We start from the raw sequence: 13531 nt of genomic DNA, 5'->3' as shown, positions 1-13531 counted from the left end.
TGCAACGGAGCCGCCAGAGGCCGCATCAATGCCGCGATTTGCCGAGCGGGCGGGAACACTTCCGGTATTCTGACTTCAGCCTGATTCGCGATGCACGGCAGAAGCCGGCCTCGTCGCGAACGCGGCCATTCCCTGTGATCACCGCGTTCCCTACTGGCTCGAAGGTCTCGGCAGTCCCGCTGCCGTGACGAGAGTTACCGTCAATGCTTCCCGGCTTTCGTTTTCTGGTCGCCGCGATCGTCTGCTCCATTTCTCTCACCATCTTCGGCATGGGCGCTGCTGCGCTGTTGCGCGCCGCCCATGAGCAGTTCGCCAGCAACTCGTCCTGGCGCTCGACTCAGGCGTCGGGGTTCACCACGTTCCTGCCGCCGGCCGAACCCACGCCGGTTCTGGCCGTGCTGCGCGTCGAGCCCAGTCCGGCACAGCCGCTCGCGCCGCCGTCCACCGTGGTCGATGCCGCTCCGACGACGGCCGAACAGCCGAGCGAGCCGCCGGCCAGTGCGCCGGTCGCGGAAAAGGTTGATCCGGTGCCCGCCATCGAAGCGCCGGCCCTGCCGACGCCATCGCTGCCGGCGGAAACGGTCGACATGGCCGCGGCGTCCATTCCAACCCCGACGGTCGCGGCGCCAGCCGAGCGCAGCGACACCGCCAAGCCGGATCGGGCCGTCGCCGAGGCGATCGCTGCGACCGTCGAAAAGGCATCCGACAAGCCGCGGATGGATGCCTCCCCGGAGATCGCGGCACTGGCCCCGCCGCCCGCACCGATCGTCGCTGCGGTCGTCCCGGCCGCAGCGACGCCAGCTCCCCAGGTTTTAGCGAGCGCCGATCCGAAGATGGCACCGACAGCCCTCCCCGCATCCGCGGCCGCGCCAATCGCAGCCGTGCTCGATCCCATCGCGGCCAAGCTCGCCGCGCTGGCCGAACAGCCGGCCCATCAGGACCGGCCGGCCGCGAGCGAGCATCGTGCCTCGGTAAAGGTGGCGAGCGTCCAGCTGCGCCGGAGCATCCTCAAGAAGCGTCAGGCTCGCGAGAAGCAGGTCGCGGCGCGCCGGGCCAAGCAGCGGCGCTACGCGGAGCGGGCACGGGCGGCCCGGCAGGTGGCCGCCCAGCAGCAACAGCAGGCATTCCCCGATCCGTTCGGACAGCAGCCGTTCACGCAGGCGCCGGCTTTCGGCCAGCAACAGGCCGCCGGGCCGCGCACCCGATAGCGACTGGGCCGATCAGGCGGCCCCGGTCGCCACGGGCGGGCCGTTTTCGATGCCCCATTCCGACCAGGACCCGTCGTAGAGCGCGGTATCTCGGATGCCGAGACGATAGAGCGCCAGCGTCAGCACCGCTGCCGACACGCCGGAGCCGCACGACGTCACGATCGGCTTGGCGAGATCCACACCCGCAGCGCCGAATGCTTGGCGCAATTCGTCGAGCGGCTTCATCTCGCCGGTCGCGGCATCGAACAGCTCCGCATAGGGCAGATTGCGGCTTCCGGGAATGTGACCGGAGCGCAGGCCGGGCCTGGGCTCCGCGACCTCGCCGGCGAAGCGCGGCGCCTGGCGCGCGTCGATCACCTGCTCGGCGTTTGCGGCGAGATTGGCGACCATCTGCTCGATCTTGCGCACGCGCGCGGCGTCGAAGCTGGCGCTGTAGGTCCCGGCCGCCGGCGTCACCTGGCCGCTCTCGACCGCCCGTCCCTCGGCACGCCACGTCTTCAGGCCGCCGTTGAGCACCCGCACGTCCCTATGGCCGAACGACAGGAACATCCACCAGGCGCGAGGGGCGGCGACCCAGCCGCCTGAATCATAGACCACCACCGTATCGGCATTGCTGACACCGAGCCGCCCGGCATCGCGGCCGAACTGCTCGGCGCTCGGATACATGTGCGGCAGCGGATTGGAATGATCCGACACTTCATCGACATCGAAGAACACCGCGCCCGGAATATGCGCCTTGAGATAGTCGTCCTTCGGCAGCGGCAGCACGCCCGGCATCTTGAATGTCGCGTCGAGCACCTTGACCTTGGGATCACCGAGATGCGCCGCGAGCCATTCGGTCGAGACGAGAGGGTCGTTAGCGATGGTCATGGCCAGGCTCCAGCGTCACTTCAGTTCGTCATCGCCGGACTTGATCCGGCGATCCATCTTCTTCAGGCGATGGACACGCGGGTCAAGCCCGCGTGTGACACGCAGCCTTCAATCCTTCTTCTTCGGCGCCCACGCCTCGATCGGGCCGCCGGCCTCGCGCCACGCCGCAAAGCCGCCGCCGATATGGGCGACCGGCTTCAGGCCCATGTCCTGGGCGGTCTTGGCCGCGAGCGCCGAGCGCAGGCCGCCGGCGCAATGGAAGATGAACGTCTTGTCCTGCTGGAAGATCGGCTTGGCATAGGGGCTCTGCGGATCGATCCAGAATTCCAGCATGCCGCGGGTGCAGGAGAACGCGCCGGGAATCCTGCCCTCGCGCTCGATTTCACGCGGATCCCGGATATCGATGATCACGACGTCGTCACGCTTGGCCGCCTCGATTGCGTCAGCCGCAGAGAGCGTCTCGATCTCCGCATTGGCTTCGTCGAGCAACGCCTTGATGCCGCGGGTGATGGTCTGGGGCATTCTCGAACCTCCCTGCCCCGTCGTTGCGGAGCGTCGTCTTCCTCGTCATTCCGGGGCGGTCCGAAGGACCGAACCCGGAATCCGGAGCTGATCGATCAACCTCGAGATTCCGGGTTCGGTCGCTGACGCGACCGCCCCGGAATGACGGCTCTACCGCACCAGCTCCTTCATCGCCCCTTCCAGGCCCTCGATCGTGATCGGATACATGCGCTCGGAGAAGATGCGACGGATGAGGGTGGTGGACTCTGAATAGTCCCAGTGCTTCTGCGCCACCGGATTGAGCCACACCGCGTGCGGATAGGTGCGGATGACGCGGTCGAGCCAGACCGAACCGGGCTCCTCGTTGACGTGCTCGACCGAGCCACCGGGCACCATGATCTCGTAAGGGCTCATCGAGGCGTCGCCGACGAACACGACCTTGTAGTCGTGCGGGTACTTGTGCAGCACGTCCCAGGTCGGCGTGCGGTCGGTGAAGCGCCGCTTGTTCTGCTTCCACACGCCCTCGTACAGGCAATTGTGGAAGTAGAAATATTCCATGTGCTTGAATTCGCTCTTCGCCGCCGAGAACAATTCCTCGACCTGCGCGACGTGGGAATCCATCGAGCCGCCGATGTCGAAGAACACCAGCACCTTGACCGCGTTGCGGCGCTCGGGGCGCATGTGCACGTCGAGATAGCCGTGATTGGCGGTCTCGCGGATCGTGGTGTCCAGATCGAGTTCGTCCGGCGCGCCGGTGCGGGCGAACTTCCGCAGGCGGCGCAGCGCCACCTTGATGTTGCGGATGCCGAGCTCGACATTGCCGTCGAGATCCTTGAACTCGCGACGATCCCACACCTTCACGGCGCGGTTGTTGCGGTTCTTCTCCTGGCCGATGCGGACGCCTTCGGGATTGTAGCCATAGGCGCCGAACGGCGAGGTACCGGCGGTGCCGATCCACTTGTTGCCGCCCTGATGGCGGCCCTTCTGCTCTTCCAGGCGCTTCTTCAGGGTCTCCATGAGCTTGTCCCAGCCCATGGCCTCGATCTCTTTCTTCTCTTCCTCGGTGAGGTATTTCTCGGCCAGCTTCTTCAGCCATTCCTCAGGGATCTCGGCCTTCTCCATCGCGTCGAGCAGGTTCTCCAGCCCCTTGAACACGGTGCCGAACACGCGATCGAACTTGTCGAGATTGCGCTCGTCCTTCACCAGCGCGGTGCGCGACAGATAGTAGAAATTCTCCACCGAATGCTCGGCGAGGTCGGCGTCGACGGCCTCCATCAGCGTGAGATATTCACGCAAGGAGACCGGGACCTGCGCGTCGCGCAGTGCTGTGAAGAATTGCAGGAACATGCCCATTAGATTGCCCGCCCCCATCCGCCCGTCAAGGGCTGTCGGAACCGGGCGTACTGGACCGGCCGCCTTTTTGCTCTACAATCCATGGAACAGAGTTCTGAATGGGGCTTCCTATGAGTCTTATCGTCGCCATCATCATTGGCGCCATCGCCGGCTGGCTGGCCGGACTGATCGTTCGCGGCGCCGGTTTCGGCCTGATCGGCAACATCGTCGTCGGCATCATCGGCGCGCTGGTCGCAAGCTATGTCCTGCCGGCGCTGCACATTGCGCTTGCCAGCGGCACGCTGGGCGCAATCCTGGACGCCACGATCGGCGCGGTAATCGTGCTCGTGATCCTGGCGCTGATCCGGCGCGCTTGATTATTTCTCCTTTCAATGGCAGCCATCATCTCAAATCAGCAAGCGGCTGATGCCGCTGCGTAGCCACTCAACACAAGTTCGAACGATGAGCGAGACGCGATGAAATTTACCGGCACCCAGGACTACGTCGCCACCGACGACCTCAAAGTGGCCGTCAACGCGGCGATCGTGCTCGAGCGCCCGCTGCTGGTGAAGGGTGAGCCGGGGACCGGCAAGACCGTGCTGGCCGAAGAGGTTGCCAAGGCCGTCAACGCGCCGTTGCTCACCTGGCACATCAAGTCGACCACGAAAGCGCAGCAGGGCCTTTACGAATACGACGCCGTGTCGCGGCTACGCGACAGCCAGCTCGGCGACAGCAGGGTGTCCGACATCAAGAACTACATCAAGCGCGGCAAGCTGTGGGAAGCGTTCACCGCGCCGCAGCGGCCGGTGCTATTGATCGACGAGATCGACAAGGCCGACATCGAATTCCCGAACGATCTGCTGCTCGAGCTCGATCGGATGGAATTCCACGTCTACGAGACCAACGAGACCATCAAGGCGAAGCTGCGCCCGATCGTCATCATCACCTCCAACAACGAGAAGGAGCTGCCGGACGCCTTCCTGCGCCGCTGCTTCTTCCACTACATCAAGTTTCCCGATCCCGACACGATGGGCCGCATCGTCGACGTGCACTTCCCCAACATCAAGAAGCGCATGGTCGAGGAGGCGCTGCGCATCTTCTTCGAGGTCCGCGATGTGCCGGGCCTGAAGAAGAAGCCCTCGACCTCGGAGCTGCTCGACTGGCTCAAGCTGCTGCTCAATGAAGATATCGGTCCCGAGCAGCTGCGCGAGCGCGACCCGCGCAAGCTGATCCCGCCGCTGCACGGCGCGCTGCTCAAGAACGAGCAGGACGTGCATCTGTTCGAGCGACTGGCCTTCCTCAGCCGCCGAGAGGTGTGAGACATCCGTTTCCCGTCGGCCGGAATGACCGGGGCGGCGTGCGTCGTCGCCTGATCAGTTTCCGACCATGCGCCCGATCGCGCGGATGATTCCGTCGACGGCGATCGGCTTCTCGCAACGGAGAATTTTCGAGAACCGGTCTGGAATGATCGACTCGTCGTAGCCCGTCGTGAACACGAAGGGGACGCCGCGTTCGACCAGCAGATCCGCGACCGGGAACGCCATCTCGCCATGCAGGTTGACGTCGAGAACGGCGCCCTCGATTCGTCCCTCGCGCTTGATCAGGGCCACCGCGTCAGGCACGGTTCCCACCGGGCCCAAGACCGTACCGCCGGCGTCGCCGAATGCGCAGCGCAGCTCGTCGGCAAGCATGTATTCGTCCTCGATGATGAGGATGTGTCGGTCGTGAAGCGAGCCTTCAGCCATGCTCCTCGCGCTCCAGTCGCTAGTGTCCTTTTTTGGCCGCATAGTAGCGTGAACCGCGACAGCACGCCAAGCGTGCTCATCGCCATTCAACCTGGAACTCGCCCCCCGCCATGCGGGTTCCGTGACCGCAGGGAACCATCCACAGGCGATGGCCCGAACACGGGACAACCCGTCACGACGCTCGACGCGCAGGCTCCGGCTTGTTAAGCGCCACGCTCCGCGAGAAGCGCGTTTTGAGTCGGGGCACATGACCGTTGCGATCGAGATGGGGCAGACGGCGGCGGGGTCGCCTGCGGCCCTCGACCTCGAGGAACTGCTGGCCACCCGGCTCCTCGTGCAGGGCAATTCCGGCTCGGGCAAGTCGCATCTGCTGCGCCGGCTGCTGGAGCAGAGCGCGCCCTGGGTGCAGCAGACGATCATCGACCCCGAAGGCGACTTCGTCACCTTGGCGGAGCGATTCGGCCATCTCGTGATCGAGGCCGAGGATCACACCGAGCGCGCCCTGCAGGTCGCCGGCGAGCGGGCGCGCATTCATCGTGTCTCCACCGTGCTCAACCTCGAGGGCCTCGACGCCGAGAACCAGATGCGGCGCGCGGCCGCCTTCCTCAACGGTCTGTTCGAGATCTCGCGCGACCATTGGTACCCGATGCTCGTCGTCGTCGACGAAGCCCAGCTGTTCGCGCCGGCCGTGGCCGGCGAGGTCTCCGACGAGGCACGCAAGGCCTCGCTGTCAGCGATGACCAATTTGATGTGCCGCGGCCGCAAGCGCGGGCTTGCCGGCGTAATCGCGACGCAGCGGCTGGCCAAGCTCGCCAAGAATGTCGCGGCCGAGGCGTCGAACTTTCTCATGGGCCGTACCTTCCTCGACATCGACATGGCCCGCGCCGCCGACCTGCTCGGCATGGAGCGGCGCCAGGCCGAGGCGTTTCGCGATCTCGAGCGCGGCCAGTTCATGGCGCTAGGCCCCGCCCTGTCGCGCCGCCCGCTCGGCCTGCGCATCGGCCCCACCGACACCCGGCCGCGCAATGCGACGCCGCGGTTGACGCCGTTGCCCGAGGCATCGCTCGAGGACGCCCGCGCGGTGATCCTCGCGGCGCCGCCGCCGGAGACGCCCGCGCGGCCGCAGCGCAAGCCGCAGCCCGAGCTGCTCGACCAGCTGATGGCGGCGAAGTCGGCCGCGCTCGAGCTGCGCCCCGAGCCGCCGGCGCCCGTCGTCAGCGAAGAGGAGCTCGCCGAGCGCCGCGCCCGCGTCGAGCGCGTGCTGCGCGCGGTGCTGGCCGAGCCCGACGCCGGCTTCCGCGCCGTCGGCGTGCTCTACCAGGAATTCGTCGTCCGCTGCCGCATCGAGGGGCTCGGCACCGCCGTGCCCGACCTCAACGACTTCCGCCGCATGCTCACCCGCGCCCGCGCCGGACTCGGCGGCGACGATGCGGCCGACGACGCCGGCTGGCAGGACGTCTCGCTGCGCGCCTCGCTGCTCCCTGAGGACATGCAGGGCGTGTTCATGATGATCGCCCGCGCCGCCAAGGACGGCCGCCCCTGCCCGAGCGATGCCGCGATCGCCCGCGCCTACGGCTCGCATTCGCTGCGCCGCGCGCAGCGGCTGCTGACCTATATCGAGGACCAGGGCCTCATCGTCTGCCAGCTCGACGGTGCCGGCCGACGCATCGTCACCCTGGTCGAGCTCGCCTGGGCGACGGCGCCCGGCGATCCCAATGCCGACGACACGACGAACGAAAGCCTCGTTGCTTCGTCTTCGTGAGGCGGCGCCCGGATCGCTCCGGGCGCCTCCCGCTGTTGTCTGCGATCAGGTCGCGGCGATCTTGCCCATCGCCGGGTCGCTGATGCTGGGCCGGCCGTTCTCGACATGACCCGCGAGCTGCCAGCTGAAGCCGGCATCGGTGTCCGCCGTCACCGTCAGATCGTACCAGCCATGGGTCTGCTGCAGACGAATCTGCGTCTCCAGCCGCTGGCCACGCTGCAGGCGATGCCGCTCGCTGCGCCCGGTGTAGTTGTCGGCGAGCGTCACCACGCAGCTGGCGCCCTTGTTGGTCAGCGCAACCGCGAGGCTGCGCGTGTCGTCACCGTCGTCCCAATCGCAGAGATGAACCGTATCGACATCGACCAGCGCGGCCGTGGTGGCGACGCCGCCCTTGAAGTGGCGGAAGAAGCCATTCGGACCATGCACCGACAGATCGTACTGCCCGGCGCTGGCGGCGAGGTCCCACACGCCGCGCAGCGACTTGCCGGCCTCGACCGTGTAGCTCCACGGACCGGTCGCGGTGTTGCCGGAGCGGACGTGGAAGCAGACGCCCGCCTGGCCCGGATTGGCGAAGCGGATCGCGAACGTCTTCTGCGCGGCGTCGGCATCGCCGTCGACGCGGAGATCGTAGGGCAGCGGACGCGCGGGACGCAGGCCCGGCTCCTGCTGCGGCAGCACCTGCTTGGCCGGCGGCACCGGGTGGTAGTCGTCGAAGCGCGCACCGGAGGTGATGTCCGCGACCGGCGGCTTGAAGCCGGCCGTGCTCGGCAGCGGCGCCATGCCTTCGTTGGGCGAGGTGAAGTTGAATGCCGAGGTGAGATCGCCGCACACCGCGCGCCGCCACGCCGGGATGTTGCTCTCGAACAGATCGGGCGCCTTGTGATGAAAACGTCGCTCGATGAAGCGGATCACCGAGGTATGGTCGAACACCTCCGAGCACACGAAGCCGCCGCGCGACCACGGCGATACCACCAGCATCGGCACGCGGACGCCGAGACCGTACGGGCCGGCCAGGTGGCTGCCATCGCCGGCGAACAGATCGCTGGTGACGTCGACCGTCGATTGTCCCCAGGCTTGCGACATCGCCGGATACGGACCGACGACATGGTCGAAGAAGCCGCCGCCCTCGTCGTAGTTGATGAGCAGCGCGGTCTTGCTCCACAGCTCCGGATTCGACGTCAGGATGTCGAGCACCTTGGAGATATACCAGGCGCCCGGCCCCGGCAGCCAGTTCGGATGCTCGCTGAACGCCTCGGGCGCCGCGATCCACGACACCTGTGGCAGGGTGCCGTTGCGCACGTCGTTGCGGAGCCCGTCGAACAGGTTCTCGAACGTGCCGCCATTGGCGATGTTGCTGCCGCGCAGCGCCTTCTCATAGAGCGGGCTGCCGGGTTGCGAGTTCTGGTATTGATGGAAGTACAACAGCGAGTTGTCGCCGTAGTTTCCGATCCACGGATTTTCCGTCCAGCCCCAGAAGCCGGCCGCCGTCAGGCCGACGCCGACATCCTGATAGACCTTCCAGGAGATGCCGGCCTTCTCCAGCCGCTCCGGGAACGTGGTCCAGTCGTAGCCGGCCTCGGCATTGGTGATGACCGGGCCGCCATTCTTGCCGTCATTGCCGTCCCAGCCGGTCCACAAATAATACCGATTCGGATCGGTCGGCCCCATCACCGAGCAGAAATAGGAATCGCACACCGTGAAGGCGTCGGCCAGCGCATAGTGCCAGGGCAGATCCTGCCGGTTCATGCAGGTCATGGTCGTGGTGCCCTTGTTGGCGATCCACTTGTCGTAGTTGCCGTTATTCCAGGACTTCTGGCCGTCATTCCAGCCATGGGCAACGTCCTCGACATAGACCGAGCCGGCATTGTCGACGCGGAACGGCATCACCGAACCGGCGCCGTTCGGCTGCTGCCATACCGGGTTGCCGTTCGGCAGCTTCACGGCGCGCGGATCGTTGAAGCCCCGAACCCCACGCATCGCGCCGAAATAATGATCGAAGGCGCGATTCTCCTGCATCAGCACCACGATGTGCTCGACGTCCTTGATGCTGCCGTGGCGGTTGAACGCCGGAATGGCGTGGGCCCGCTCGATGCTCTGGCCGAGGGCCGCGGTCGCAGCCGAGGCTCCGAGCAGCCGCAGGAACTCGCGCCGGTTGTGCGCGATCGTGTTCGACATATCGTTCATTCCCCATGGTGATGACGGTGTCGAGCGGCTTAGGTGGCGGCGTTAACAGCCGCGTGACCGGGCGGTTAAGGATGTGTGGCAGGGTTTTGACACCGGACTTGGGAATGGCGTTCCGCCGGGCGCCATGACCCTTGCACCGGAGGCGAAAAGCTGAATGATCCTTTCGGTTTGAGACGACGATAGGCCGGGCCGGCCCCGGGTTTGACGCGTTGCATTGTTGAGGATGGTTTGCACATGCCGACATTGACGGTGCAAGCGGCGGCCCTGCCGGAGGCGCCGGGATGGTTCTGGTTGCAGGTCGTGTCCAACGCGATCATCGCCTGCGCCTTCTTCACGATTTCCGCCGTCATCGCTCTGTACCTGTGGCGGCGCTGGAATGAGGTCATGTTCCGCGGCGCCCTGGCCGCGCTTGGGCTCTTCGTCGCGCTGTTCGGCCTCACGCGTCTGCTCTCGATCCTCGATCGCTGGATGTCGGACGCAAGAGCCGAGAGCCTCGTCTATGCCCTTCTCGCCGTGATCTCGGTCGTGGTCATCGTGGCCATGATCAGGATGCTGCGCCAGATCCTGGTGCTGCCGACCCGCATCGTGCTGCAGAAGGCCTACGAACGATTGGAGGAGGAGATCCGGCAGCGCCGCGCCGCCGAGGCCATGGTGCAGCGCTTTCAGGAGATCGAGGCCAATGAGGCCCAGGTCCGCCAGGCGCAGAAGATGGAAGCCATCGGCCAGCTCACCGGCGGTGTCGCCCACGACTTCAACAACATCCTGACGGTCATCACCGGGACGATCGAGATCCTCGCCGACGCGGTCAAGGACAGGCCGCAACTCGCCGGCATTGCCAGCATGATCAGCGCGGCCGCCGATCGCGGCGCCGACCTGACGCGGCACCTGCTGGCGTTCTCGCGACGGCAGCCGCTGCAGCCGCGCGCGACCGACGTCAACGCGCTCATGGTCGATGCCGGCCGCCTGCTGCGCCCGACGCTCGGCGAGCAGATCGAGATCGAATCGATGCTGGCTTTCGACAGTGCGCCGGCGTTGATCGATCCGAGTCAGCTCTCGACCGCGATCCTCAACCTCGCGCTGAATGCGCGCGACGCGATGCCGGATGGCGGCAAGCTGACCTTGGAGACCAAGAACGTCACCCTCGACGAGCATTACGCCCAGCTCAACCGTGACGCCAAGCCGGGCAGCTACGTCCTGATCGCGGTCAGCGATACCGGCCAGGGCATTCCCGCCGCGCTGCTCGACAAGGTGTTCGAGCCGTTCTTCACCACCAAGGACGTCGGCAAGGGCTCGGGTCTCGGGCTCAGCATGGTCTATGGCTTCGTCAAGCAGTCGAACGGCCACGTCAAGATCTACAGCGAGGAAGGCCACGGCACCACCGTGAAGCTCTATCTGCCGCGTGCCGCGGGCGCGCCGGAGCTGCCCGCCGCCGACACCGCGCGACCAGCCGTGGCGCGCGGCGACGAGACCATCCTGATCGTCGAGGACGATGCGCTGGTGCGCGACTACGTCGTCGCGCAGGTGCGCCGGCTCGGCTATCGCACCCTGTCCGCGAGCAACGCCACGGAAGGCCTTGCGATCATCGACAGCCCGGAACGGATCGATCTGCTGTTCACCGACGTCATCATTCCCGGCGGCATGAACGGCCGCCAGCTCGCCATCGCGGCCGAGAAGCGCCGCCCCGGGCTGAAGGTGCTCTACACCTCGGGCTATACCGAGAACGCGATCGTGCATCATGGCCGCCTCGACGCCGACGTGCTGCTGCTGGCCAAGCCGTATGTCAGCGCCGACCTCGCGCGCATGATCAGGACGGCGCTGGAGGCGTGAGGCGTGCCGATGGATGCCGCCGGTCGCTCTCTCGTTTGCCGCGATGCGCGCCCCACATTCGGTGTCGTCCCGGCCTTGAGCCGGGACCCATACGCCGCGGCGGATGTGGCTGGGCGAGGTCGATCGACCATCGTGCCTCATACTTCTCCCTGGGGTTATGGATCCCGGATCTGCGCGCGCGTGCCGCGCGCTTGTCCGGGATGACACCGAGTGTGAGGCGAACGGCCTTGGCTGCATGACGATAGTCGAGACACGCGTCATCGAGACAGACGTTTCCATCCCGCGGCGCGCAGCGCCCGAGGTGATGCATCGATCATGTCCCTCTGAACAACGAGAGGGCGCAGGGAAGGCCGGGAGCTCGCCGCCCCCATGGCCCCCGTGCGAAAAAATGCACGGGGTAGGAACCACAGGTTCGGCCGAGACATCCCGGCCCTCCCTGCGCGACGGTGTTACGGATTATACGTGATCTCCCTGGGGATCGGCTGTCTTGCCCCCATCGCCCGCGCGTGCCGTCAAGCAACGCCCGCAACTTGACCTCAGCGTCGAGAGGCCAGGACCACACGATTTCTCCGTACGTGCGACTGCGCTCGTCCGGCACAGCCATCACGTCCATCGCAGCCCACCTCCACGTATCGTGACGACGCGTACGTCCCTCTGCATGAGGCGGGTTGGACGAGACCATCGTTCTGATTTGCCCGACGACACAAGCGGATACGCCTGCGGCAAAGTAGCTCGACGGGCAATTTTCGCATGCGGCGCATGCTGAACTTGCTCGACGGGCATGTCGGCCGATGGCCCGCTCGCTGCATGGCGGCAGCGGCAGTCGTTGCGACCAGGATCGCGCTCTACAGTTTGACGCCGCGCTCTGCCCCCGGCGGCGATAACGCCTGCCGCAGACTTTCCGACGGTGTCTCGCCATAGACCTTGCGATATTCTCTGGCGAAATGGCCCGGATTGTTGAAGCCGCATCGCAAAGCGATCGACGTCACCGTATCCCGCGTTTCCGGGTTGCACAGCAAGCGGCGCGCATGCTGCATGCGGTTCCGCTTGATCGTCTCGCCCAATGAAACGCCGCTGTTTGAGAAGTACTGATAGACAGCGCGCGGGCTTATCCCGTACTGGCCCGCCAGTTGTTCGATCGACGACTTCTGATGCCAGTGCGTCTCGATGTGCTCCAGTATCCGTTGGATGGGCTCTGGCATTTCGCGGTCGCGACGAGTCGCGGTGATATCAATCGTGGAGCCGACGAGGTGGATACACCCCTCGGATGGGCTGTAGACACACGTTCCCATGCCCCGAACCCAGCGCGTTCGCCCGCATTCGTCGACGATGCGATAGTCCCGCGTATATCCGCCCCGCCGCGAGATGGCATGGTGGATTGCCTTCTCCAGCCCGCCCCGGTCTTCGGGATGCACGCGGCTCAACGTATCGCTCAGAGAGAACTTCGCAGCCGACGTGGCCGGACGGCCGTCAATCGCGACGATCAGGTTGAAAGTCGAGAGCCCCGCCAGTTGTTCGGCTGCGGCAAGCTGCCCCTCCAGAATCTTGGTCGCCGTGATGTCTTCGACCACCGCGCAGAACCACTTCAGGCTGCCTGCAGCGTCCCGGATCGGATTGACGATCACGCGTCCCCAGACGACGCTGCCGTCCTGCCGCAGATAGCGCTTGTCGATCCGATAGCCGTCGATTTCACCCGCCATCAGCTGTTCCTGCTGCCGCCGATTGCTCTCCTGGTCTTCGGGATGCGTCAGTTGGAGAAAGCTAATGTGAGCGGCTCTGATTTGCCCCAATGTATAGCCGACCACCCGGCAGAATTCGGCGTTCGCGAAGCGAATGCACCCTGTCTCGCAATCGACGATCGAGATGCCGATGCCCAAACTATCCAGAAATATTCTGGGTATCTGGATAATCTCGGCTATGTCGTTCTCTGGCATGAGCGAGCCTGTAACACCTTGGCTCCGCACAAGCTATCAACCGGAACCACCTCGAATTTGATCTGAGGCAACGATTGCGTGCGACGGATGATCCCGCCAGGAAGCGCTCGCACACGACATGGCCGTGCAGAATCCGAACGGAGCTGCAGTGAAGTGCCTAACTCAATC

At 65.6% G+C, this 13531-nt stretch carries 11 protein-coding genes; 5 read left to right on the top strand and 6 right to left on the bottom strand.

All coding sequences use genetic code 11. The annotated features are described in order from the left end of the window. Positions 1-203: 203 nt before the first annotated feature. Positions 204-1208 carry a hypothetical protein gene (locus tag S58_RS09160; RefSeq protein WP_015665005.1) on the top strand — a complete coding sequence of 335 codons (1005 nt, stop codon included), beginning with the start codon at positions 204-206 and terminating at the stop codon, positions 1206-1208. 12 nt (positions 1209-1220) lie between these two features. Here S58_RS09160 and sseA read toward each other — a convergent pair whose 3' ends face one another. The 3 genes from sseA to S58_RS09145 all read right to left on the bottom strand — a co-directional run bounded on the left by sseA (position 1221) and on the right by S58_RS09145 (position 3926). Beyond that, positions 1221-2078 (bottom strand): 3-mercaptopyruvate sulfurtransferase, encoded by an 858-nt coding sequence (gene sseA / locus S58_RS09155; RefSeq protein ID WP_015665004.1) that lies wholly within the window; start codon positions 2076-2078, stop codon positions 1221-1223. A gap of 108 nt (positions 2079-2186) precedes the next feature. Further along, the gene (locus S58_RS09150; protein WP_015665003.1) at positions 2187-2600 is read right to left on the bottom strand and encodes a rhodanese-like domain-containing protein; all 414 of its coding nucleotides are present in this window, start codon (positions 2598-2600) and stop codon (positions 2187-2189) included. Positions 2601-2750: 150 nt separating this feature from the next. Continuing rightward, positions 2751-3926, bottom strand: a complete 1176-nt coding sequence (locus S58_RS09145; protein WP_042340664.1) for a vWA domain-containing protein — start codon at positions 3924-3926, stop codon at positions 2751-2753. A gap of 116 nt (positions 3927-4042) precedes the next feature. Here S58_RS09145 and S58_RS09140 point away from each other — a divergent pair, with 116 nt between their 5' ends. Together S58_RS09140 and S58_RS09135 are read left to right on the top strand one after the other, a co-directional pair. Next, complete coding sequence (locus tag S58_RS09140) at positions 4043-4288, top strand: GlsB/YeaQ/YmgE family stress response membrane protein (RefSeq protein WP_015665001.1); 246 nt, start codon at positions 4043-4045, stop codon at positions 4286-4288. A gap of 99 nt (positions 4289-4387) precedes the next feature. Next, the gene (locus S58_RS09135; RefSeq protein ID WP_015665000.1) at positions 4388-5230 is read left to right on the top strand and encodes an AAA family ATPase; all 843 of its coding nucleotides are present in this window, start codon (positions 4388-4390) and stop codon (positions 5228-5230) included. Positions 5231-5284: 54 nt separating this feature from the next. On the opposite strand, the gene S58_RS09130 is transcribed toward S58_RS09135, so the two are convergent. Further along, on the bottom strand, positions 5285-5656 hold the full coding sequence (locus tag S58_RS09130) for a response regulator (protein WP_015664999.1): 372 nt from the start codon (positions 5654-5656) through the stop codon (positions 5285-5287). Between the two features lie 247 nt (positions 5657-5903). Between S58_RS09130 and S58_RS09125 the strand changes: the two genes are divergently transcribed. Further along, positions 5904-7418, top strand: coding sequence for an ATP-binding protein (locus S58_RS09125; protein WP_015664998.1), 1515 nt, complete (start codon positions 5904-5906; stop codon positions 7416-7418). Between the two features lie 45 nt (positions 7419-7463). Here the strand turns inward: S58_RS09125 and S58_RS09120 are convergent, their stop codons facing one another. Beyond that, entirely contained in the window at positions 7464-9593 is a 2130-nt protein-coding gene (locus S58_RS09120; RefSeq protein WP_042340662.1) for a phosphocholine-specific phospholipase C, read from the bottom strand. A gap of 243 nt (positions 9594-9836) precedes the next feature. On the opposite strand from S58_RS09120, the gene S58_RS09115 reads away from it, so the two are divergent. Then, positions 9837-11429 (top strand): ATP-binding protein, encoded by a 1593-nt coding sequence (locus tag S58_RS09115; protein WP_015664996.1) that lies wholly within the window; start codon positions 9837-9839, stop codon positions 11427-11429. A gap of 845 nt (positions 11430-12274) precedes the next feature. Here the strand turns inward: S58_RS09115 and S58_RS09110 are convergent. Continuing rightward, positions 12275-13363, bottom strand: a complete 1089-nt coding sequence (locus S58_RS09110) for a helix-turn-helix transcriptional regulator (RefSeq protein ID WP_042339047.1) — start codon at positions 13361-13363, stop codon at positions 12275-12277. Positions 13364-13531 lie beyond the last annotated feature (168 nt).

Source organism: Bradyrhizobium oligotrophicum S58 (assembly GCF_000344805.1).
Taxonomy (GTDB): Bacteria; Pseudomonadota; Alphaproteobacteria; order Rhizobiales; family Xanthobacteraceae; genus Bradyrhizobium; species Bradyrhizobium oligotrophicum.
The sequence above is the reverse complement of the archived record's forward strand: the minus strand, read 5'-3'. Positions and strand labels throughout refer to the sequence as shown.